Annotated in this window: 15 protein-coding genes, 1 tRNA gene and 1 pseudogene; 12 read left to right on the top strand and 5 right to left on the bottom strand. The window is 30.0% G+C overall.

The genetic code is table 11. The features are described 5' to 3' along the window. Positions 1-59: 59 nt before the first annotated feature. A tRNA-Leu gene (locus tag CAMP18497_RS06075) sits at positions 60-146 on the bottom strand. Between the two features lie 154 nt (positions 147-300). On the opposite strand from CAMP18497_RS06075, the gene flgL reads away from it, so the two are divergent. After that, positions 301-2,517: a flagellar hook-associated protein FlgL gene (gene flgL / locus CAMP18497_RS06070; RefSeq protein ID WP_337213168.1), complete on the top strand. Its 2,217-nt coding sequence runs from the start codon at positions 301-303 to the stop codon at positions 2,515-2,517. A 1,361-nt stretch (positions 2,518-3,878) separates the two neighbouring features. Beyond that, positions 3,879-5,399 (top strand): annotated as a pseudogene (locus CAMP18497_RS08335) (DNA translocase FtsK); the annotation flags it as partial. Here the strand turns inward: CAMP18497_RS08335 and mltG are convergent. Beyond that, positions 5,400-6,353: an endolytic transglycosylase MltG gene (gene mltG / locus CAMP18497_RS06060; RefSeq protein WP_337213166.1), complete on the bottom strand. Its 954-nt coding sequence runs from the start codon at positions 6,351-6,353 to the stop codon at positions 5,400-5,402. Between mltG and CAMP18497_RS06055 the strand changes: the two genes are divergently transcribed. The 10 genes from CAMP18497_RS06055 (at position 6,340) to CAMP18497_RS06010 (ending at position 16,209) form a co-directional block, all read left to right on the top strand. Further along, a complete protein-coding gene (locus CAMP18497_RS06055) occupies positions 6,340-8,841 on the top strand; it encodes a YhdP family protein (RefSeq protein WP_337213164.1) in 2,502 nt (833 codons plus the stop codon). The two genes, mltG and CAMP18497_RS06055, sit on opposite strands and share 14 nt — an antisense overlap. 18 nt (positions 8,842-8,859) lie before the next feature. After that, a complete protein-coding gene (locus tag CAMP18497_RS06050) occupies positions 8,860-9,756 on the top strand; it encodes a malate dehydrogenase (RefSeq protein ID WP_337213162.1) in 897 nt (298 codons plus the stop codon). Between the two features lie 173 nt (positions 9,757-9,929). Further along, the gene (locus CAMP18497_RS06045; RefSeq protein WP_133318853.1) at positions 9,930-10,244 is read left to right on the top strand and encodes a 4Fe-4S binding protein; all 315 of its coding nucleotides are present in this window, start codon (positions 9,930-9,932) and stop codon (positions 10,242-10,244) included. A 9-nt stretch (positions 10,245-10,253) separates the two neighbouring features. Beyond that, positions 10,254-11,378: a 2-oxoglutarate synthase subunit alpha gene (locus CAMP18497_RS06040; protein WP_337205920.1), complete on the top strand. Its 1,125-nt coding sequence runs from the start codon at positions 10,254-10,256 to the stop codon at positions 11,376-11,378. Between the two features lies 1 nt (position 11,379). Then, on the top strand, positions 11,380-12,225 hold the full coding sequence (locus tag CAMP18497_RS06035) for a 2-oxoglutarate ferredoxin oxidoreductase subunit beta (RefSeq protein WP_337213160.1): 846 nt from the start codon (positions 11,380-11,382) through the stop codon (positions 12,223-12,225). After that, entirely contained in the window at positions 12,222-12,779 is a 558-nt protein-coding gene (locus CAMP18497_RS06030) for a 2-oxoglutarate:acceptor oxidoreductase, gamma subunit (protein WP_039626146.1), read from the top strand. The genes CAMP18497_RS06035 and CAMP18497_RS06030 overlap by 4 nt, the downstream gene beginning before the upstream one ends. 83 nt (positions 12,780-12,862) lie before the next feature. Beyond that, entirely contained in the window at positions 12,863-14,572 is a 1,710-nt protein-coding gene (locus CAMP18497_RS06025; RefSeq protein WP_337213158.1) for an acetolactate synthase large subunit, read from the top strand. Then, positions 14,569-15,036 carry an acetolactate synthase small subunit gene (gene ilvN / locus CAMP18497_RS06020; protein WP_039628356.1) on the top strand — a complete coding sequence of 156 codons (468 nt, stop codon included), beginning with the start codon at positions 14,569-14,571 and terminating at the stop codon, positions 15,034-15,036. Before CAMP18497_RS06025 ends, ilvN begins: the two co-directional genes overlap by 4 nt. After that, positions 15,033-15,992, top strand: a complete 960-nt coding sequence (gene lpxD, locus CAMP18497_RS06015) for a UDP-3-O-(3-hydroxymyristoyl)glucosamine N-acyltransferase (protein ID WP_039618364.1) — start codon at positions 15,033-15,035, stop codon at positions 15,990-15,992. Before ilvN ends, lpxD begins: the two co-directional genes overlap by 4 nt. Further along, positions 15,985-16,209 (top strand): hypothetical protein, encoded by a 225-nt coding sequence (locus CAMP18497_RS06010; RefSeq protein ID WP_257928727.1) that lies wholly within the window; start codon positions 15,985-15,987, stop codon positions 16,207-16,209. The genes lpxD and CAMP18497_RS06010 overlap by 8 nt, the downstream gene beginning before the upstream one ends. A 1-nt stretch (position 16,210) precedes the next feature. On the opposite strand, the gene ccsA is transcribed toward CAMP18497_RS06010, so the two are convergent. The 3 genes from ccsA to CAMP18497_RS05995 are packed head-to-tail and all read right to left on the bottom strand — an operon-like array spanning position 16,211 to position 21,594. Continuing rightward, positions 16,211-18,910: a cytochrome c biogenesis protein CcsA gene (gene ccsA / locus CAMP18497_RS06005; protein WP_337213156.1), complete on the bottom strand. Its 2,700-nt coding sequence runs from the start codon at positions 18,908-18,910 to the stop codon at positions 16,211-16,213. Between the two features lie 9 nt (positions 18,911-18,919). Continuing rightward, a complete protein-coding gene (locus CAMP18497_RS06000; protein ID WP_337213154.1) occupies positions 18,920-19,519 on the bottom strand; it encodes a SoxW family protein in 600 nt (199 codons plus the stop codon). A gap of 56 nt (positions 19,520-19,575) precedes the next feature. Beyond that, entirely contained in the window at positions 19,576-21,594 is a 2,019-nt protein-coding gene (locus CAMP18497_RS05995) for a rhodanese-like domain-containing protein (RefSeq protein WP_442867793.1), read from the bottom strand. Positions 21,595-21,662: the final 68 nt, after the last annotated feature.

The following is a 21,662-nucleotide window of genomic DNA, read 5'->3' as shown; positions in this document are numbered from 1 at the left end:
CTTTTTTAATATTTTGAATATAATTTGCCAAAAAATAACACTTGGGAGTAAAAAACAAATGGTGCCCGAGGTCGGACTCGAACCGACACAAGGTTGCCCTTACCAGATTTTGAGTCTGGCGCGTCTACCAGTTTCACCACTCGGGCTTTTTAAGATTTTAAATTAAAAATATGGAATGTGAAATTATACTAAAAAAAAATTAAAACAATATAAAAATATTTATATAGAAAATTAAAATATCTTTAAAATTGGAACTTTTTTTGCTTATAAATAATTAAAAATTATTTGCGGAGCAAAACAATGAGAATTAGTAATCAGTATAACTACTTCACTTCTATACAAAATTACACGGATGGTCAGTCTTTACTTAATAAATATAATTTGCAATTGCAAACAGGTCAGCTTATTCAGCATTCTTGGGAAAATGCAAATGTTTATATTAATGGTTCAAGATTAGAATATGAGATGGCAAATATTGGTCAGATTATTCAAGGAACCCAAGCAGCACAAGAAATGGCAAAAAATACTGATACGGCTTTAAAAAATATCACAGAACTTTTGGAAAAATTTAAAACGCTTTTAACAAAAGCCGCAAGTGATGGTAATTCTCAAGAATCAAGAGAAGCTATAGCAAAAGAACTCAAACTTGTAAGAGATTCTATTATAAATATTGCAAATACTAGTATCAATGGACAGTATTTATTTGCAGGGTCAAATAGTGCTAATATGCCTTTTGATAAATATGGAAATTATACTGGTAATAAAGATAATATTTTTGTAGTAAGTGGCGCTGGCACTCAAATTCCTTATAATATACCTGGTTGGGATTTATTTTTTAAACCCGATTCAAATATTAATAAGATTATCTCAACAAATGTTTCTTTCACTGATGCTCGTTATCCGGATAAAAAAGAATTTTTAACAGGTGAGTCTAAATTTTCACACTTAATAGGTCAAAACTATGTGCAAAATGGTAAACTTGATCCTGATAAAAATTTCGAAGATAGTTATGATGAGAAACTTCCTTTTCCACACTCATCAATGTATATTCAAGGTGTTAGACCTGATGGGACAAGTTTTAAAGCTACTTTAGATATAGATCCTGATGCAAAAATCGAAGATGTTTTAGAAAATATTGGAAAACTATATGGCAATACAGAGGGGAATGAGGTTGTTAAAGTTGCATTAAATGATAGTGGTCAAATAGAAATAAAGAGCTTAAAAGATGGAAGTAGTTCTTTAGATTTTCATGCTGTTGCTATGACACCACAGCTTCAAGATGCAGAGCAAATTAAAGATTTAAGTGAAGCTGCTAAAGCTGAGGGTATTACAATGGCTCAGGTTACAGAGCGTATTATGCAAGCAGCGCATGGTGGAGATTTAAATAGTACTAAAAGTCCAGTAACTATTACAGTGGATGGAAAACAATTTACTGTTGATATCTATAAAACAGATTTTATAAAAAGCAATATCAATGGTAATAAAACTAATGGAGCTGATTTTGATGTACCTTTTGAAAAAGATGGCAATACTGTTTTTGGTAATGTTTCTCAAGTTATTAAAGGTACAAGTGAATATGCCACTGATAGCACAAAGTTAAGTGAAGTTGTAGCAAATGCTGATGGAAGTATGGATGGTCAACAACTTCAAATGGAAATCACTTCTAAAAGTGGTCAAAAATATAATGTAACTATAAATTTAGGAGATTCAACAGTAAGTTATGTTGATCAAAATGGTCAAACCATAAGTTTCCCTATTACTCATTCTCAATATAACGAAGCAACAGGAACTTCAGTGGGTATGCAAACAAGACCTGAAGATATTACTTATGGTCAGTTAAATGATATTATAGGTATGTTTGCAAGCGATAAGGTTCCAACTGCTACAATTACTCCAAATACAAATGGAACAATCAATAATGGTGATTTTCAAACTATTCAACAAAATATAAGCGATTCTAAAGATTTTGTTAATGTAAGTATGGATTATAAGGGTCGTATAAGTATTACTGATAAGTTTTCAACTAATACCAATATAGGTCTTACCATTAAAGATTCAAATTCAAATAGTGGCTTTCCTCCGGCAGGTACTTCTGTAAATGGTTCGGGTTTTGTATTTAGTGCAAATAATTCTCTAACTATCGATGAGCCAAATATTGACTTGATTAAAGATTTAGATGAGATGATAGATGCTGTTTTAAAAGGTAATATGAGAGCTGATTCAGAAGGAAGTGACCCTAGAAATACAGGCTTGCAGGGAGCTTTAGAAAAAATAGATCATTTGCAAGATCATGTTAGAAAAATGCAAACAACTATAGGCGCTTACACTAATAATATAGAAGAAACAAATAAAAGAATGACTTTTTTAAATGTTAATGTTGCTTCTATAAAAAGCGGTGTAACTGATGCTGATTATGGGCAAACTTATATGCAATTTATGCAAACTATGGTATCTTATCAAGCTATGCTTTCAGCTACTTCTAAAATTTCTCAAATGAGTTTATTAAACTACTTATAATTTTTTGATATAATAGCTTTTTTCTTTATAAAGGATATATTATAAAAAAAGAAGCTATTTTTGTTATTTCTAATATTTTAATTTTTTATTTTTGTTTAAGTGCTTTGATACCCGATCAAGCCTTGGTAAGTATTATAGGGTATTCTTTAGCAAAACTTAGTTATTTTTTATTTGGATCATTGACTAAATTTTACCCTTTTGTCTTTTTTTGGTTTAATTATCTTTTGTATAAAAATGATTATAACTTTGAACTTATTGAGCGTAGATTTAGTGTGGCTATTTTTGCTTGTATTTTTGCTTCGCTTGTTTTTGCTTCGGCATTTTTACAAGATAAAGGTTATATAGCTTCTGCTATGTTTGTGATTTTAGATGGACTTTTTGGAAAAATAGGAAGTTTAATCTTAGTGATTTTGCTTTTAGCTTTTGCTTTTAGTATTTCTTTTCCGCAAATTATCAAAGAAGTATTTAAAATAGAGCTTGATTTTGATTTTTATTTAAAACTTGAAACTTTAATTAAAAATAAAATTTTTGGATTTTTTGGTGGTGACAAATACGAAAATGAAACCAAAGAAGAACAAGAAAAACTTAAGCAAGAGCTTTTAATCAAAGAAAAAAAAGAAGAACTCATTGAGAAAGAAGAGTTGCCAAAACAAGAGGTTCAAGAAAGTAAAAAATTTAATCTTGAAGATTTAAAAAAACAAGAATTAGAAGAAGTGATAATTAGCGAAGAGGATAAAAAGTTAAGCTCAAGCTATATTCATGAGCTTTCAGAGCCTATCGCAAGTTTTGCTCAAAAAGCTAGTCAAATAAATATAAAGGAAGATGAAATGACCCCTGAAGAGTATTTATCAAAATATAAAAATAAAAGTGAAGATATTTATACTCAAACCTTAAAAAGTAAAAATTTAGACGAGCCAAGTTATAAAAGACGCAATATGGATTTAAACGAAAACAAAGAAGAGATAATAGAAGAAAATTCTTTGTTTGCCAAAGAGCTTAAAGAGCGTGAGCAAATGTTACAAAAAGCTAAATTACTAGAAGAGTACAAAGCTTTACAAAAAGAAAAAATTTTAGAAGAGCTTAATGAGGATTTTAAAAAAATTGAAGAATTAAACGCCATAGAGGCGCAAAAAGAAGCTGAATTTAAAAAAATCCAAAATAAAACTAGCTTTTTAGGGGTGAAAGATTTTAAAGATGAGGATTTTATCCCGCAAAATGAAGTAAAAGAATTAGATTTTAGTGAGGATGATTTTGCTAAGCCTGTTAGTATAGAAGAGCTAAGAAGTAAAAAAAACTATGAAAGTCCTTTTGTAGTAGAAGAAGTGCAAAATGAAGTTAAAGAAGAAAAAGTTCCATTTGAAATTGCTCAAGAGCCTATAGTAGAAGTAGTAGAAAACAAAACACACCATTCTATCGCTAATGAAGTGAGTGAAAATAAAGCCTTGTTGAAAGATCTTGACTTTGGAAATTTTGAAAAACCAAAAGATTTTTCTTTACCACCTTTAGATTTTTTAACTATGCCAAAAGAAGGCAAAAGCGAGATAAATGAAGAAGAAATCGATAGAAAAATTTATGATTTACTTGAAAAATTAAGACGCTTTAAAATAGGTGGCGATGTGGTTAGAACTTATACAGGCCCTGTTGTAACTACTTTTGAATTTCGTCCAGCAGCAGATGTTAAAGTAAGTAAAATTTTATCTTTACAAGATGATTTAGCTATGGCTTTAAAAGCTCAAACTATAAGAATTCAAGCTCCAATTCCAGGTAAAGATGTAGTAGGGATTGAAGTGCCAAATGAAAAAATCGATACGATTTACTTAAGAGAAATTTTAGAAAGTGAGGTATTTAAAAATTCTAGCTCACCTTTAACTATAGCTTTGGGTAAAGATATAGTAGGCGATCCTTTCATCACAGATCTTAAAAAACTTCCTCATCTTTTAATAGCAGGAACTACAGGAAGTGGTAAAAGTGTGGGAATTAACTCTATGCTTTTATCTTTGCTTTATAGAAATTCACCAAAAACTTTAAGACTTATGATGATAGATCCTAAAATGCTTGAATTTAGTATTTATAATGATATACCACATTTACTTACACCGGTAATTACTGATCCTAAAAAAGCGGTAAATGCTTTATCAAATATGGTGGCTGAAATGGAACGCAGGTATCGTTTGATGGCTGAAGCAAAAACTAAAAATATAGAAAATTATAATGAAAAAATCAAAGAGCAAGGTGGCGAAATCTTACCATTTATCGTAGTGATTATTGATGAGTTGGCTGATTTAATGATGACTGCGGGTAAGGATGTAGAGTTTTATATAGGTCGTTTAGCGCAAATGGCAAGAGCAAGTGGAATTCACTTAATTGTAGCTACGCAACGCCCTTCAGTGGATGTTGTAACTGGTGTTGTAAAAGCAAATTTACCAAGTAGAATTTCTTATAAAGTAGGACAAAAGATAGATTCTAAGGTTATTTTAGATTCTATGGGTGCTGAAAGTTTGTTAGGGCGTGGAGATTGTTTATTTACCCCTCCTGGTATGAGTGGTTTAGTGCGTTTACATGCACCTTTTGCAAGTGAAAATGAAATTGAAAATATTGTAGAGTTTTTAAAAGCTCAACAAGTAGTAGAATATGATGAGAGTTTTTTAAAAGATGATAGTCAAGATGGAGCTTATAAAAGAAGTGAATTTGATGATGGGGATTTAGATGAGCTTTATGAAGAGGCAAAGGCTGTGATCTTAGAAGATAGAAAAACTAGTATTTCTTATTTGCAAAGACGCTTAAAAATAGGTTACAACCGCGCAGCAAATATTATAGAACAACTTTCACAAACAGGTGTTTTAAGTGAACCTGATGCAAAAGGGCAAAGAGAAATTTTATAATCAATTTCTTATTGCCTTATTATGATCTTTCAAAGTAGAGGTAAAAATATGCTTATTGGTTTTTTTATCTCTTACAAAGTATAAATATTCTGTTTTAGCAGGAAAAATAGCTGCCTTAATAGCTTCAAATGAAACATTACACACAGCTTCTTTTGGTATGCCATTAAATTTATAAGTATTATAAGAACTATTATCTGATCTTATTCTTTGTGGAGTAATTTTTTCATGAGAGTATTTTCCATAATTTAATGTTCCATCCATTTGAAGCTTCATACCTTTTCTTAAACGATTTCTAATCACAGATGAAACTATAGGCATTTCTTCATTGCTCGCTGCTTCTTTTTGTATAATAGACGCTATAATGATATACTCATGCCATTTTTTTTCATTATATTCTCTAAAAATTTTATAAGAAAGTTTTTTAAATTCATTTGTAGAGTAAGCTAAAAGATATTTTACCAAAAGCTCTTCTGTGATACCTTTTGGAATTTTATAAGTTTCAGGAAAAAGTATACCTTCTTTAAAAGGACTTTGTTTGTAAAATTCCTGCATTAAGGTTTTAGCGTTTAAATTTAACTTCGGTGCTAGTTCTTCAAAGAAAATTTCAGTCGTTTCTCCAGGAATTAAAGTAATAGTTTCAAGCGCTGCTTTAGCAACGGTAAGCTTATGTAAAAATTCAACTCTATTTAATTCTTTTGTGCCTATATTTATCCAGCCAGATTGCGGATGGCCCAAAAAATATAAAGTATATTTATCAATACTGCTCATTTTATAGTTATTTTTATCTAATTGCGTTATAATCTTGCTAACAGAACCTTGTGGTATAAAAACTACAGAGTTTGTTTTTATAGGTAAAAGTAGATAATAAAAAATGGATAAAAGAAAAATTAAAATCAAATCACAACATATTAAAAAAATTCTTAAATTTTTAGCATTACCTATGATACTTTTCATTGCTTTGTTTATTTACCTCAAAAATGGAATTTACATAGAAAAATTAGAATTTTCTTCTATTAATTTGGAGAAATTATATATTAAATTAGATAAAAAACTCATTTTAAATGCTAAAAAAGTCGTAGTAAATTCTCAAAGTCAAAGTACTCAAAATGAAACTAGTGCAAGTAAAGCTGTGCAGCTTATCAAAGATGTAAAATATATTTATTGGTTTTTTCAAGAAATCAATATTGATGAAATGTTTGTCAATAACTATCCTGTGGAGTTAATTTATAAAAATAATCTATTCTTTGTAAATAGTAAAAATCTTTTAGTAAAAGTGAATTTAAAAATTAGTGATAAAAATATACAAGCTAATATTGATAATTTTCTTTTAAAAGATCACAATCTTAGTGTAATTGGTTCCTTGCTTATTAATCCTAAGACAAAATTTTATACTTTTAAAGGTAAAATTGATAGTGATTTTTTAAGAAGTGATGTTAAATTTTCACTCAAAAGAGAAGAGATTGCTTATGAATTAGAAAATATAAGCTCAAATAACATTTCGCAAATTTTTGATATTTTAGTAGAAAATGGAGTGGATTTACCTTCTAATCTTGCTCTTTGGGTGGGTGGTAAGGTAAAGGCTGATTTTTATTTTATAGAAAAATTAACCGGTTTTGCAGATTTTGGAAAACATAGATATTATTTAAATGATATCAACGCTAAAGGTTATGTAAATAATTTAAAAGTAGTTTTAGATAAAGGAATAGATCCTATCGTAAGTCCTTTTGTAAGACTTGAATTTGCAAAACAAAGACTTGATTTTATTTACGATGAATTGCGTTTTAATAATTATGATTTAGATCAAAGTAAAATTTATATAGATAATATGCTAAATGAAAAAGCAGGAATTTATATACACATTAAAAGTGATAATGCTAGAGCTGATTATAGGGTTAATAAAATTTTACTTTTATATGACATAAAATTACCATTTTTACAAAATAATGGTATTGTAAAGACTGATTTAACACTGAAAATTCCTTTTGATCATCCTGAGAAAATTACTTATAATGGTAGTTTTAATATTATTAATTCAAATATAAATATAAGTGATTTTAAGATAGCTCAAGCAAATGTTACTTTAAAAAAAGATAAGCTAGATATACAAAATGCAAGTGTGCAAAGTAGTATGATTAACGGTGATTTTAATGCAAGTGTTAATTTAAAACAGAAAAAAGGTGATTTTAAAACCTTTATAACAAACTTAGAATTACCACAAGAGAGCTTAAAAATGGAAAATAAATTTCTTGATTTAAGCCTTGATTTTGACAAAAATATTAGTTTATATAATAAAGAATTTACTACAACTTTAAATTTTGATAAAGGTATGTCTGTTTTTGTTGAAAAACTTGCAAAATATAAAAATTATTCTAAATTAATGCAAAAAAATAAAGTGCATGATGGGGAATTATCTTTAAACACTTTAAATTTCCAAGATTTTAATGTAGATATTAATAATACTACTTTTGAATCATTTTTACTCTATAAAGATAACAATCCTTATGAATATGATAGTTTTAGTATAAAAATAAAAGGTGATGATTTTAATTTAACTAGTGCAAGTGGTAGTGTTTTTGCACAAAAAGATAATGATGATGTGAATATTACTTTAAATAATATTAATTTGTTAATTTCTCAGCAAGATACGGAAAATACTTTAGATACCCTTGAAAATTCAACTTATAATATTAGTGGGAAAAATATAGATTTAATTTTGAAAGATTTTAATAAAACCTTAGATTTTGATCAATTTGACGCTAAAATTAAAAAAGATTATGTGAAAGCTTGGGCAAATAGAGATGAATCTAAATTTGATTTTTTGCTTAAAGAAAATCAAATGCAAATTAGAGCTTTAAAAATGGATGATGATTTTTTAAACACTTTTATGCGTCAAAATGTTTTTGAAAAAGGTGAGTTTAATCTTTATATAGATGGTAATAGTACTGATTTTTTTAAAGGTAAGTTCTTATTTAAAGATACTTATTTAAAAGATTTGAAATTCCATCAACAGCTTTTAAGCTTTATTGATACCATACCTAGTTTGCTTTTATTTAAAGCTCCAACTTTTAATGAAAAAGGCTTTAGTGTTGAAAATGCTGGTATAAGTTTTAATCGTAAAAAAGATCTTTTTGAGATAAACGCACTTAATTTTAATGGCGATAGTGCAGATGTGCTAGGTCAAGTTAAAATCAACTTAAGAAATAATCAAATAGATGGTTTGTTAGAGCTTAGAACGCTAAAATCAGCAAGTTCAGTTATTTCTAAAGTTCCTATCATTAATCAAATTATATTAGGTAAGGATAGGCAAATTAGCACGCAAATTAAATTAAGCGGAACAGTGGAAAGCCCTGAATTTAAGACTCAACTTATTGCGCAAAGCTTGCAACTTCCTTATCATTTAATTAAAAATATTTTTGAATTGCCGGCTAATTTAGTGAAATAAATACAAAAAGGAGAAAAAATGAAAATCACCATCATAGGTGCAGGAAATGTTGGTGTAAGCACTGCTTATGCTTTGATTTTAAGAGAGTTGGTTGATGAGCTTGTTTTAATTGATATTAATAAAGATTTGCTTTTTGCTAGAGAATTAGAATTAAGTCAGAGTATAGCTGCTTTTAATTTTGATATTAAAATAACTTGCACAGATGATTATGCACATTCAAAAGATTCTCAAGTGGTTATTTTTAGTGCGGGAGTAGCTAGAAAAGAAGGTCAAAGTAGAGATGAGCTTTTTACTATTAATTCTAAAATTATGCTTGAGTGTGCAAAAAATATTAAAAAATTTAACAGCGATCCTTTGTTTATCATAGTAAGTAACCCTGTGGATTTTTTACTTAATGCTCTTTATGAAAGCAAATTATTTTCATCAAAAAAAATCATTGCCATGGCAGGTGTTTTAGATAATGCTAGATTTAAATATGAAGTGGGTAAAAAACTAAATATAAAAACTTCTTATATAGATACTAAGCTTATAGGTTTTCACAATGATAGCATGGTTTTAGTAAAATCTCAAAGTAAAGTGCAAAATAAAGCATTAAATGAGGTTTTAAATGAATATGATCTTGCTCAAATTGAACAAGAGGTTAAAACCGGTGGTGCTAAAATTATAAAATATTTAAAAACTTCAGCCTATTTAGCTCCTGCTAGTGCTTGCGTGAGAATGATAGAGGCTTTAAAAAGTGGAGAATTTTTACCAGTATGTGTGATTTTAGATGGAGAATATGGCATAAGAGAAAAAGCTTTTGGAGTTATGGCAAGGATTAGTCTTGATGGGGTGCTTGAAACTTTAGAATTAAAATTAGACAATCAAGAACAAATTGCATTGGAAAATTCTTTTATTCAGTATAATTATAAATAATTTTTTAGGAGTTTTTTACTCCTAATGTTACTTTGTGTTATAAAATCTTATTAGTTTTATTTTATCTTTTAAATAATATTTAATCATGCTATAAATTCGCTATAATAAAAAGTTTGTTTTAAAAATAATTTTTAATAAAAAATCATTAGAAAATTACAAAAAACTAGAAAGGAATATTAATGATTGCTCCAGAGAATACACCAGTTTGGGTTGATGAAGCAAGATGTAAGGCTTGTAATATCTGTGTTAGCTATTGTCCAGCCGGAGTTTTAGCAATGAGAGATGAAATCAGTGCAGTTTTAGGACAGATGATAGAAGTGGTTCATCCTGATTCTTGTATAGGCTGTAGTGAATGTGAAAGTCACTGTCCTGATTTTGCGATTTTTGTTGCCAAAAGAGATGAATTTAAATTTGCAAAGCTTACACCAGAAGCTAAAGAAAGAGCACAAGCTGTTAAAGAAAATAAATATAAAAAACTAAATGCATAGGAAAACAAAATGAGAGAAGTTATATCAACAGGTAATGTTTTAGTAGCCAAAGCTGCGATTGATTGTGGCTGTAAATTTTTTGGTGGTTATCCAATTACCCCAAGTTCTGAAATAGCACATGAACTAAGCCATATGTTACCAAAAAATGATGGTACTTTTATACAGATGGAAGATGAAATTTCGGGTATTAGCGTGGCCTTAGGTGCTTCTATGAGTGGAGTAAAATCCATGACAGCAAGCAGCGGACCGGGAATTTCTTTAAAAGCTGAACAAATTGGTTTGGGTTTTATAGCTGAAATTCCACTAGTAATTGTAAATGTTATGAGAGGTGGTCCTTCAACTGGTCTTCCAACAAGGGTTGCGCAAGGTGATTTATTTCAAGCAAAAGCTCCAACACATGGAGATTATGCAAGTATAGCTTTAGCTCCTGCTTCATTAGAGGAAGCTTACACTGAAACTATTAGAGCTTTTAATTTAGCTGAAAAATACATGACTCCGGTATTTTTGCTTTTAGATGAAACCATAGGACATATGAATGGTAAGGCTAAATTACCTGATTTAGAAGAATTAGAAATTATTAACCGTAAAAAATTTACAGGAGATAAAAAAGATTATAAACCTTATGCGGCAGGGGAAAATGAAGCTGCTACACTAAATCCTTTCTTTGAAGGTTATCGTTATCATATCACAGGACTTCATCATGGAGATATAGGTTTTCCAACTGAAGATGGAGTGATAGTAGATAAAAATATGAAAAGATTGTTTGGTAAGATTAAAAATAATACCGATGAAATTTGCACTTATGAAGAGTTTATGTGTGATGATGCGCAGTTTTTAATCATTGCTTATGGAAGCGTTGCAAGATCTGCTAAAGAAGCTATTTTAAGACTTAGAGAAGAGGGTGTAAAAGTAGGGCTTTTTAGACCTATCACGCTTTATCCAGTAGCTGAGAAAAAAATAGCTCAAGTGGTATCTAAATTTGAAAAAGTTATGGTTAGCGAGCTTAATATGGGGCAATATTTAGAAGAAATTCAAAGAGTAAGCAAAAGAGATGATTTTATTAGCTTGCACCGTGCAAATGGTCGCCCTATAACCCCAAGTGAAATTATTGCTAAAGTAAAGGAGAATATGTAAAATGGCTTTTAATTACGATGAATATTTAAGAGTAGATAAGCTTCCAACACAATGGTGCTGGGGTTGTGGAGATGGCGTTGTTTTAAAAGCTATTATTAGGGCTATTCAAAAACTTGGCTGGAATATGGATGATGTTTGCTTAGTTTCTGGTATAGGTTGTAGTGGTAGAATGAGTTCTTATGTAAATTGTAACACAGTACATACTACCCATGGTAGAGCTATTGCTTATGCAACAGGGATTAAACTAGCAAATCCTAAAAAACATGTAATCGTAGTAAGTGGGGATGGCGATACTTTAGCAATTGGTGGAAATCATACTATCCATGGATGTAGAAGAAATATAGATTTAACCCATATTTTAATCAATAATTTTATTTATGGTCTTACAAATTCACAGACTTCACCAACTACCCCACAAGGCTTTTATACTGTTACTGCTCAAGCAGGTAATATAGACCCAAATTTTGATGCTTGTGAGCTTACTAAAGCTGCAGGAGCTTCTTTTGTAGCAAGAACAAATGTTATTGAGGCAAATAAACTTGAAAATATCATTTTTAAAGCTTTATTACATAAAGGTTATAGTTTTGTAGATGTATTTTCAAACTGTCATATTAATCTTGGTAGAAAAAATAAAATGGGTGAAGCTGTAAGTATGCTTGATTGGATTAAAAATCGTTGTGTTGAAAAGTCTAAATTTGAACAATTAGACTATGAACAAAGAGCAGATAAATTTCCTACAGGAATTTTGCACCAAGATGAAAGCAAGGCAGAATATTGCGAAGCTTATGAAGAAGTTAGAAGAGCTTTAAAAGAAAAAAGAATGGTTGATTTAGGAGCATTAAAATGAAATATCAATTAAGATTTTGCGGCGAAGGTGGACAAGGGGTTATCACTGCAGGTGAAATTTTAGCTAAAGCTGCCATTAAAGAAGGGCGCAATGCTTTTAAAGCTTCTACTTATACTTCTCAAGTTAGAGGTGGGCCAACTAAGGTTGATATTATTATTGATGAAAGTGAAATCTTTTTTCCTTATGCAGTAGAAGGTGAAGTTAGTTTTATGCTTTCAACTGCTGATAAGGGTTATCATAGTTTTAAAGATGGTGTTTGTGATGGCGGTGTTATAGTTGTAGAGCCAAATTTAGTTCATCCAAGCAAAGAAGATTATGCTAGATGGAAAATTTTTGAAATTCCTATTATTACTATAGCTAAAGAAGAGGTAGGTAATGTAGCTACTCAATCAGTTGTTGCTCTAGCTATAGCTGCTTATATGAGCAAATGTATTGATATTGATGCGTTAAAACAAACTATGCTTGATATGGTGCCTGCAAAAACTAAAGAAGCAAATGCAAAAGCTTTTGATTTAGGTATAGAATACGCTAAAAAAGCACAAGTAGTTTCTTGATTTTTCAAGAAACTCTTCTTATAAAATAATATTTATTAAATTATCGTTATAATATTTTCCATTTTAAGCAAAAAGGTAAAATAATGAAAGAGCTAAATGGCTCGCAAATGATTTGTGAAGCATTAAAAGAAGAAAATGTTAAAGTAGTTTTTGGTTATCCTGGTGGCGCGGCTTTAAATATTTATGATGAAATTTATAAGCAAACTCATTTTAAACACATTTTAGTTAGACACGAGCAAGCAGCCTTGCATAGTGCTGATGCTTATGCTAGAATGAGTGGTGAGGTTGGTGTGGCAGTAGTTACAAGTGGACCTGGTTTTACTAATACAGTTACAGGTTTAGCTACTGCTTATAGTGATTCTATACCTTTAGTTTTAATTTCAGCTCAAGTTGCAAATTCTTTAATAGGAACCGATGCTTTTCAAGAAATTGATGCTATAGGTATTTCAAGACCTTGTGTAAAGCATAATTATTTAGTAAAAAATATCGAAGAATTACCTAAAATTTTAAAAGAAGCTTTTTATATTGCTACAACAGGTAGAAAAGGGCCTGTGCATATTGATATACCTAAAGATGTTACTGCTGCTATAGGTAAATGGCATTATCCTAAAGAAATTTCTATGAAAACTTACAAGCCAACCTATAAAGGAAATATTAAGCAAATTAAAAAATTAGTAAGTTTGATTAAAAATGCTCAAAAACCTTTATTTTACCTAGGTGGAGGTTGTGTAGCTTCTAATGCTAGTGATGAATTAAGAGAATTAATTCATTTTTGTCAAATTCCTGCAGTTGAAACTTTGATGGCTCTAGGGACTCTAAGAAGCGATGATAAGCTTAATTTAAAAATGGCAGGCATGCATGGGAGTTATTGTGCAAATATCGCTTTAAGTGAGTGTGATTTGCTCATTGCTGTGGGTGCTAGGTTTGATGATAGGATTACTGGTAAAACAAGTGAGTTTGCCAAGGGTGCAAAAATCGTTCATATTGATATAGATCCAAGTTCTATTTCTAAAATCATCGAAGCACATTTTCCTATAGTTGGGGATATTAAAAGTGTTATTTTAGATACCTTAGAAGAATTAAAAAAAGAAAGTTTTGATAATACAAAATACCAAGAATGGTTTAAAACTTTACAAAGATACCAACAATTATATCCTTTAATCTATGAAGACAGTGATGAAGTTTTAAAACCTCAATGGGTTATAGAAGAATGTGCTAGATTAGCTCCTGATGCAAGGATAATTACTGATGTAGGGCAACATCAAATGTGGGTAGCGCAATTTTATCCTTTTAATTACGCAAGACAACTTGCAACAAGTGGTGGACAAGGAACTATGGGTTATTCTTTACCAGCTGCGCTTGGAGCTAAATTAGCTGTGGGTGAAGAAGTGGTGGTAAATTTTGTAGGCGATGGTTCTTTTTTAATGAATATCCAAGAGCTAATGACAGCAAGTGCTTATGGAATTAAAGTGATTAATATCATTTTAAATAATTCTTTTTTAGGCATGGTAAGACAATGGCAAAGTATGTTTTATAAAGAAAGATTTTCTAATACAGATTTAACAAGCCAGCCTGATTTTGTCACTATTGCTAAAGGTTTTCATTGTGAGGGTTATAATGTCTTTAACAAAGAAGAATTTCAAAAAGCTTTCAAAGCAGCCTTAGAATCTAAAAAAACTTGTGTTTTAAATGTAGCTATAGATCGTTATGAAGATGTATTACCTATGGTACCTGCGGGCGGAGCAATTTATAATATGATTTTACCTAGCTATAAAAACAAGGATAAAAAATGAAAAGAAGAGTAATTTCTGTCATTGTATTAAATGAGCATGGGGTATTATCACGCGTTGTTGGGCTTTTTTCAGGACGTGGTTATAATATAGAATCTCTTACTGTTGCTCCACTTGATGATAAAGAATTCTCAAGGATTAACATCGTTACTTTAGGCGATGAAAAAGTTTTTGAGCAAATCATAAAACAACTTCATAAACTCATACCTACTTATAAGGTGATTGATTCTAGTGATTTTATAGAAAAAGAAACAGCTTTGGTAAAGATTGCTTTAAATGAAAATTTTGCAGGATTAGATGCTATATTAAAAGCTTATAATGGCAGTGTAACTTATAGTGATGATGAGTTTATTATAGTAATGGCAAGTGATAATGCAAAAAATATCGATAACTTTTTAAAAACCATGAAAAAGTATAATCCTATTAGTGTTGTTAGAAGTGGTTCTATTTTAATGGAGGTAAAATGAAAATTAGTGAAATTGCTAAATTTTTAGGCATAGAATATTGTGGAGATGATATAGAAATTACAGCTTTGAATTCTTTGAATAATGCAAGTTTTACTGAACTTAGTTATTGTGATGGAGAAAAAAACTCTAAAAAAATTGCAAGTAGTGGAGCTGGGGCTATATTAGTCTCAAAGGAATTTGAAAATTTAGTTTCAAAAGATTGTATTAAGCTAGTTGTTGATAATCCGCATTTATCTTTTGCGCTTTTAAGTAAGCTTTTTGCTAAACCTTTGATTTCTAATGAAAAGAAAAATTCTAAAATCGCTAAAAGTGCTAAGATTATGCCAAATGTTTATATAGGCGAAAATGTCCAAATAGCTGATCATGTAGTGATAATGGCAGGTGCTTATATAGGCGATAATGTAAGTATAGGTGAATATACTATAATCCATCCAAATGTTGTGATTTATAATGACACTAAAATAGGTAAAAAATGTCATTTGTTGGCAAATTGTGTTATAGGTAGTGATGGTTTTGGTTATGCGCATACAAAAAATGGCGAGCATTATAAGATTTATCACAATGGAAATGTTATTTTAGAAGATTTTGTGGAAGTTGGAGCTTGCACGACTATTGATAGAGCGGTTTTTGAAAGCACTATCATAAAGCAAGGCACAAAGATTGATAATCTTGTTCAAGTAGGACATAATTGTGAAGTAGGGGAGAATTGCCTTATAGTAGCTCAAAGTGGAATTTCAGGCTCAAGTATTTTAGGTAAAAATGTTACTATGGGTGGACAAAGTGCTACAAGTGGGCATTTAGAAATAGGGGATTTTGCTACCATAGCTGCAAGAGGCGGGGTCACTAAAAATTTAGAAGGTGCTAGGGTTTATGGTGGTTTTCCTATCATGCTTCAAAAAGATTGGCTAAAATTTCAAGCAAAAATTATCACAGCTTTTAGGGATAAACATGAGTAAAAAAATATTTAAAACTATAGAATTACATGGCAGTAAAAGTGGAGAAATAAGTCTTTGTAATCTTTCCAATCCTTATGGTATAGGAAGTAATGATATCTTAAGTATAGGTGTGGCTTTAAAAAAAGAAAATGGAATAGATTGGAAAGTTCATATTCCATATGAAAATTTAAAAGATCTTATCCTAGCACTTCAAGAAATAGAAAAAAGTAAAGCCTAGTTTAAAAACTAGGCGTATTTAAATCTCGTTTTCTTTCTGCGCTAATAATTAAAACAAAATTAAGTACAATCAAAACATACATAAAAGTTGGTACAGGAAAAGCATCGCCATTTGCATAAGAATGAAGCCCAGAAAGGTAAAAATTTACTCCAAAATAAGTCATTAATATACTATAAAAGGCTAAAACACTAGCACTTGCAAAAACAAAAATAAAATAAGTTTTGAAAATAAATCTTAAGTGTAATACCATGGTATAAACTACAATAGAAATCAAAGCCCAAGTTTCTTTTGGATCCCAACCCCAATATCTTCCCCAGCTTTCATTGGCCCAAACTCCACCTAAAAAATTTCCTATCGTAAGCATTGCAAGTCCTATTATCATAGACATTTCATTAACGCAGTGTAGTTTAGTGATGTTTAAATCTATGTTTTTATTTTTACCCCTTAAAGTAAAAAGAATTAAACTTAAAATCCCTACAATAAAACAAAGTGCTAAAAATCCATAGCTTGCTGTTATAATTGAAACATGAATATTAAGCCAATATGATTTTAAAACAGGTACTAAATTTCCAATTTGAGGATCCATAAAGCCAAGATGAGCTACAAAAAGTGAAATACCTGCTAAAAAGCTCGCACCACATAAGGCTAAGAGTGATTTTCTAAAAAATATCACAGCACTCATCGCACAAGCAAAAGCTATATAAATCATGCTTTCATAAGCATTACTCCAAGGAGCGTGCCCACCTACATACCAACGAATGATTAAAGCTAGTGCATGCATGATTACACACATGCTTAAAATGATGTAAAAAAATCTATATACAAAGGCAGATAAAGAAATATTTTTTAATATAGTATAAAAACTTAAAAAGAAAAACACTAATGCAAAGCTAATATAAACAAAAATTAGATTATCAAAGATATTATAATGATTAAGCAGTATTTCAAGATCTAATCTTTTTTTTGGTGGTAAAACACTGCTTCCATAATGATTTTGAAAATCTTTTAAAGATTGTAAAATTTCATTTGCATCTTGCCATTGATTATTTTCAACACCATTACGAACTTGTAAAAAATAGCTAACTAAAAGTATTTGTAAACGCTCTACATCTTCTTTTGTAAAAGGTAATATTTGCACCGGAGAATACCACTTTAAACTTTGCTCATTAATATCAGGAAAAATAGTTAAAGCTTGACCACTATAAATATAATATGCATGATTTATTTTTTCATCTAAGGCTAGTAAATCTTTATCAAAGCTAGTTCTTAGTGAGGGCTTTTTGCGATTAGCTTCCTCTACATAATTACTAAGCTTATATATCCCATTATCAAACACATCATCAAATGCTATGTATTTTTCATTTATATCTGTGCCTATTAATTCTCTTAGCTTGCCTGTTTTTGTAGCTATCATTTTGATTTTTCTAAATTCTTTAGGATAAATCATCATTGCTAGAAAAATTTGATCATAGTGAAGATTTAAAAATTTTTCTTTTAGAGTGATTTTATAAACAAATTCCATTGCCAAAGTATCTAAAGGTTTGATTCTACCATTATGATCTTGCACAAGTAATCTTGCAAAATTTAAAGAATGTTCATAGGAATTCTTTTGCAAATCCGAGATTAAATTTAAAATTTCATTTTTATTTTCTTGTGCAAAAAGTGGAGTTTGTAAATTTGCAAAAAGCAAAATAAGCAATACAAAACTTTGACCTTTTTTTAAATAAATGCTTAAACGATGAAATCTTGAGTTTTTATCAAATAAAACCCATAAAAATCCTAAAATCAATAAAGTATAACCTATATAAGTAGGGATTTTACCAGGATCTTTATTGACTGAGAGTATAGTGCCTTGCTCATCTTGATCATAAGAACTTTGAAAAAATCTATATCCACCATAATCAAGAACATTATTCATAAAAATATCATAATCTAACTCAATATTATTTTGCTCATCTATGATTTGAATTTTTGAAGTATAAGAAGATGGACTCATAGAGCCTAAATAACGCTCTAGTATAAAATCTTTTAAGTGTAATACAAAAGGAAGCTTAATTTCTCTTGGCCCCCAATTGATAGTAAAATCTTTTCCCTGTAAGTTAAAATGCACTGCTTGTTTGTTTGTAAAATTTGGATTTAAGGTTATTTGCGTATTTGCTTTTTGATAATTAATATTTAATTTTAAGCTAGCAGGTGTGATAGAATCTTTTTGTGGAGTGTATTTGATAGAACTTATGATTAATTTTTCGCCATTTAAGTCTATAGTTTTTTCAAAATGCTTTTGAGTTAGCGGGGTAAAGTTAATAGGAAATTCAAAACTAACATTAGTATCAAAATCAGTAATTTTTATAAATTCTTCTCTAGTAACTATGGTGCTAGAGCTTTGATTTTCTCTTATATACATTCCACCTTCTAAGCCAAAATATCTAGTAAGTCCAGCACCGATTAAAATCACTATAAAAGATAAGTGTAAAAGCAAGATAGAGTATTTTTTCTTTTGAAAAAGCTTATTATAAAATATCACTCCGATTAAATTTAAACCTAGTAATAAATGCAACATATCAAACCAAGCATTATTATAAATTAAAGCTTTAGCCGCGCTAATACCAAAATCATTTTCTATGAAAGTTGCTACAGCACAAGCTATAGCATATATGCTCATTAGTAAAAAACTCATTGTAAAAGAAAAAAAATACTGCATTTTTAACCTTTAAATATTATTTTCTTTATAAAAATGTATGAGTTTTTGTGCTATGGTTGTTTCGTCTAAATTTTGATTTTCTTTTTGGTTTAAAAACTCCATTGTAGCGCTTAATCTTTTTGCGCTAATAAAACCAGGATAATTTAGCAAAGTTTGGCTGTTTTTGTTTAAAATTACAATAGTAGGGGTGGCTACTATATCATAAATACTAGAAAGTTCGGCTGTACTTAAGTCGCTTTTGTGTTTTTTATAAAATGTATGAATTTTTTTATAGCTTATATTTATATAATATGAGCTGTATTTTTCTTTTATAAGCTCTTGTATTTTTTTATCATTCTTAATTTCTTCTTTTAATTTATCACAATAAAGGCAATGATTTGCACTGAAAATGATTAAAATGTTTTTATCATCACTTTTTATATTTGTATTATCTTTAAATAAATGGGCTATTTCTTCATAAGATTTTTTATCTAAATCATTTGCTTTTTGTAAATTTTCTTTAGAAAATTGTGTGCCACTTGAGATTAAATTAGAATCAAGTTTTTCTTCATTAGAACAAGCTATAAAAAAAATACTTAAAAAACTAAGTGTGAGTATTGTTTTAAACATTTAAAATCCTTGAAAAAGTTAGGAAAAGTCCTTATTCGCTATTATAGCGAATAAGGTTATAAGATAGTGTTAAAGAAAGTATAAAGCATTAAAAATAAAAATACCAAACCAGTGATTAGCATTGCAAATCCTGCAAGTTTAGCTAGCCATTGATATGCTTTGAAGTTACTTTTATTTTCATATAAAGTGCTTAATTTTCCACTTTCTTTTAAGCGTTTATACCATACGCTTCTTTCTTGTTTAATCTCTTCTTCACTAATACTTCCTGAGAAAATCACCATATCCATAGGGAAGCGATCTGCTCTAAAATGTGTATTAAAGAAGTGAATTGCAAAAATAAATCCTGTAGCAAGTAAAGCTTCATCAGAGTGAAGTAAGGTTGCTAAGTTGATTGCTTCGCCTGGTAAAAATTTACCAAAGAAAGCAGGAAACCATAAAATAAGCCCTGAAATACCAATGATAAACATACCCCAAAATACTGCTAAATAATCAAATTTTTCCCAATAAGTCCAGCGGTCAAATTGCGGTCTTGGTCCAAAACCAAAAAACCATTTAAAATGATCTTTCATATCTTTAAAATCTTGCCAATTTGGCATTAAAGAATCAGGACCAAAAGTAGCTTTTAAAACTTTCATAAAGCTTATTTTACCAGTGATTGGATCTCTTGCTATATCACGGCGTTTCCAATTTACAATGATGATTTCTCCAATGTGAGAGAAAAATACTGCAAACATTACTATAGCTGAAATATGATGTATGGTTGCTGCATTAATGATATCTCCGCCCATTAAATCAATCATAGGTTTAGCCCACGCTGAATCATAGAATTTTTGTGGTAAGCCTGAGAAAGCAAGACCCAAAAAGCTAGCTGCCATAAAGAAATGTTGAATTCTATGGAAAGTACTAAATCTTCTTACTCTTACTTTATCTTCATGTGCTGCTTTTCTTGCTTCTTTCCATTCTTTAGGGTATTTTATACGCATAGCAATTAAACGCAAGCACCAAAGTATAGTATGGGCTCCAAAGAAAACAAATACAGAAATCACCAAAATAGTCATGAATATATAAGCACCATGTAACCCAGGATATTTTTCACCATCGCTATGATCAGCATGTGCCATCCAATTTACGAAATTTTCATTTGCATTTGGATGGCATGATTTACAAGTTTGAACACGGTTTATTGGCGAGAGGGTTGAGTTTCTTTCGCTTGATTTTAATATATTGTGTTTACCATGACAATCAGAACAAGTAGCAACACTTGGAGTTTCACCTGGTGTGCTTAATACCATACCTTTACCATGGAAAGTCATATGAAAAGTTGTGCTTTTTTGTTTATGGCATTGTGCGCACTTTTGATCGACTAATTGTTTTTGTGAATAAATTCCTGAATGTTTTGGAGTGATATGAATAGAGTGACAAGTCGCACAAGATGGTTTTTCTTTTTTCTTTTGTGTATCTTGAGCAGGTAAGAACTCTTGCACCCCATGAGCACTCTTTGCTAAAGCATTACTTGCTTTTTCATGGCAAGTTGCGCATTTTTGATTGATTAAGTTTTTACTTGCTGCTATATCAGCTCTAATGCCTTTACCTTTTTGAGCATGACAATCACGACAAGATGGGGTATTGCTAAATTTAAATCTTGAGTGAATAGTATCTTTAAACTCGATAATTTCTTTAGCTTTTTCCCACTTAACTGTATCTATTTTTTCAACTTTTCTACCTGAAGTTACCCATGATTCAATGCCATCAAGCATTACAACAGAGTTCTTATAGCCAAGTTCTATAGCAACTGCGGCAGCTTGAGAAGCTTCAAATCTAAAACGATTTAAACCATAAAATACTAAATTTGCATTTTTATCATTAGGTAGTAAATTTTGCCAATTTTCCACATAGGTTGATATGGAATTAGGTATATAGCCATTAGCTTGTCTATCTTGCTCTGAGTTGACATCAAAAAAATAAGTATTATTTTGATCTAGCATTTCTTGAGCTTGTGCTAAGCTAATGCTTTTTACACCTTCTATTGAGCCTATTTCTCCATTAGCCTCAGCAAAAATAAACCCTGATGGCATAAAAAGAGTAAAAAGGACAATAAAAAGTCGAGTAATTAAATTTTTCAAGACTAGCTCCTTATTTTAAG

Source organism: Campylobacter sp. W0066.1, from assembly GCF_024723635.1.
Lineage (GTDB): Bacteria > Campylobacterota > Campylobacteria > Campylobacterales > Campylobacteraceae > Campylobacter_D > Campylobacter_D lari_C.
The sequence above is the reverse complement of the archived record's forward strand: the minus strand, read 5'-3'. Positions and strand labels throughout refer to the sequence as shown.